Here is a 2108-nt window from a genome sequence, read left to right as displayed (position 1 = left end):
CCCGCAGCCCCTGGAAGGCCGGACCGTAACCGTGGCCGCGGTCGGCGAGCCGCTCGTAGAGGCCGTCGACCGGCAGCGGCCGGGCGCCGGCAGGCGGCCACTGGCTCAGGTCGAAGGAAGGGACGGCCGTGTCCGTGCCGGCGGCCAGGACGCCGGCCACGTGCTGGACCCACCCCTGCGCCTCGTCGGCGCTCTCGACGCGTGAGTAGACCGCGACCGAGCGGCGGGCGCCCGCGGGGGCGCCGATGACGAGTTGCACCTGCACACCGCCCGACGCGGGCAGCACGAGCGGCGCCCGGAGGGTCAGCTCCTCCACGATGTCGCAGCCGACCTCGTCGCCCGCGCGCAGGGCGAGTTCGACGAACGCGGCGGGCGGGAGGACGGCCTCGCCCGCCACGGCGTGGTCGGCGAGCCAGGGGTGGGTGTGCAGGGAGAGCCGGCCGGTGAGCACGACGCTGTCGCTGTCGGCCAGCCGGACGGCGGCGCCGAGCAGCGGGTGTCCCAGCGTGCCGAGGCCGACCGCGCCGATGTCGCCGCTGCCCGGCTCGTCCGGCAGCCAGTACCGCTCGTGCTGGAAGGCGTACGTCGGCAGCGCCACCCGGCGGCCGCCATGGAACGTGGCGGTCCAGTCGACGGCCGCGCCGTGCGCGTGGGCCTCGGCCAGGCTCGTCAACAGCCGGTACGGCTCCTCCTCGGCGCGGCGGAGCGTGCCGATCGCCGCCACCCTCCGCTCCAGCCGCTCGGCGTTCTGCTGCACCGCACCGGTCAGCACCGGATGCGGGCTGACCTCGATGAACAGCTCGTTCCCCGCCTGGATCGCCGCCTCCACCGCGGCGTCGAACCGCACCGGCTGCCGCAGGTTCCGGTACCAGTAGCCGGCGTCGAGCGCCGTGGTGCCGGCCGGCTCGTCCTCGCCCTCACTCCGGCCCGGGGACGCCTCGTCTCCGACCGTGGAGTAGAAGGGCACCCGCCCCGCCACGGGCCGGATCCCGGACAGCGCCTCGGCCAGCTCGTCGCGCAGCTGCTCGACATGGGCCGAGTGCGACGCGTAGTCCACGGCGATCCGCCTGGCCCGTACCCCGTCGGTTTCGCAGCTCGCCACCAGCGCGTCGAGTGCGTCGGGGTCGCCGGAGACGACCACCAGCTCGGGCGCGTTGACCACGGCCACCTCGAGGCCGCCGCCCAGCGCGGCGATACGGGCCTCCACCCGCGCCAACGACGCCGCCACGGAGACCATGCCGCCCTGTCCCGAGAGGCGCAGCAGCGACCGGCTGCGCAGGGCCACGACCTTCGCCGCGTCCTCCAGCGACAGCGCTCCGGCCACACAGGCGGCGGCGATCTCGCCCTGGGAGTGCCCCACGACGGCGGCCGGGCGCACCCCGTAGGACTCCCACACCGCCGCCAGCGACACCATCACCGCGAACAGCACCGGCTGGACGACGTCCACGCGCTCCAGCGCCGCGGGGTCCGCGGCACGGACCACGTCCAGCAGGGACCAGTCGGTGTGCGGGGCCAGCGCCGCCGCGCACTCGGCCATCCGCCCGGCGAAGACCGGCGAGCCGTCCATCAGCCCGCGGGCCATACCCACCCACTGGGAGCCCTGGCCGGGGAAGACGAACACCGGGCCGCCGTCGGCCTCCTCGCCCCGGACCACACCGGCGGCGGACCGGCCCTCGGCGAGGGCCGCGAGACCGGACAGCAGCTCCTCCCGGTCGCGGCCGACGACGACGGCGCGGTGTTCGAACCGCGTCCGCGCGGCCAACGAGTAGCCGATGTCCAGGGTGTTGAGTCCGGTGACGGAGCCGGCGAGCCGCCGCGCCTGCTCGGCGAGAGCCGCTTCGGTACGGGCCGACAGCAGCCAGGGCACCGGGGCGCCGTCGGCCGGCCGGTCCTCGGCGGCGGCCGGCGCGGACGGCTCCTCGGCGGACTCGGGTGCGGGCCGGGTCTCGGCGGGGGCCTGCTCCAGCACGACGTGGGCGTTGGTGCCGCTGATGCCGAACGACGACACCGCCGCCCGGCGCGGCCGGTCCACCTCCGGCCACGGCTGGTCCTCGGCGAGCAGCCGGACCGCGCCCGCCGACCAGTCCACATGGTGCGACGGTTCTCCC

At 76.4% G+C, this 2108-nt stretch carries 1 protein-coding gene; it reads right to left on the bottom strand.

The features are described from left to right. Positions 1 to 2089, bottom strand: a 2089-nt coding sequence (locus AXW62_RS38900; RefSeq protein ID WP_252368896.1) for an acyltransferase domain-containing protein, incomplete at its 3' end; no start/stop codon positions are given. Positions 2090 to 2108 lie beyond the last annotated feature (19 nt).

This window comes from Streptomyces hygroscopicus subsp. hygroscopicus (assembly GCF_001553455.1).
In the GTDB taxonomy this organism is placed as follows: Bacteria; Actinomycetota; Actinomycetes; order Streptomycetales; family Streptomycetaceae; genus Streptomyces; species Streptomyces hygroscopicus.
This window is presented reverse-complemented; position numbering and strand designations above follow the sequence as displayed.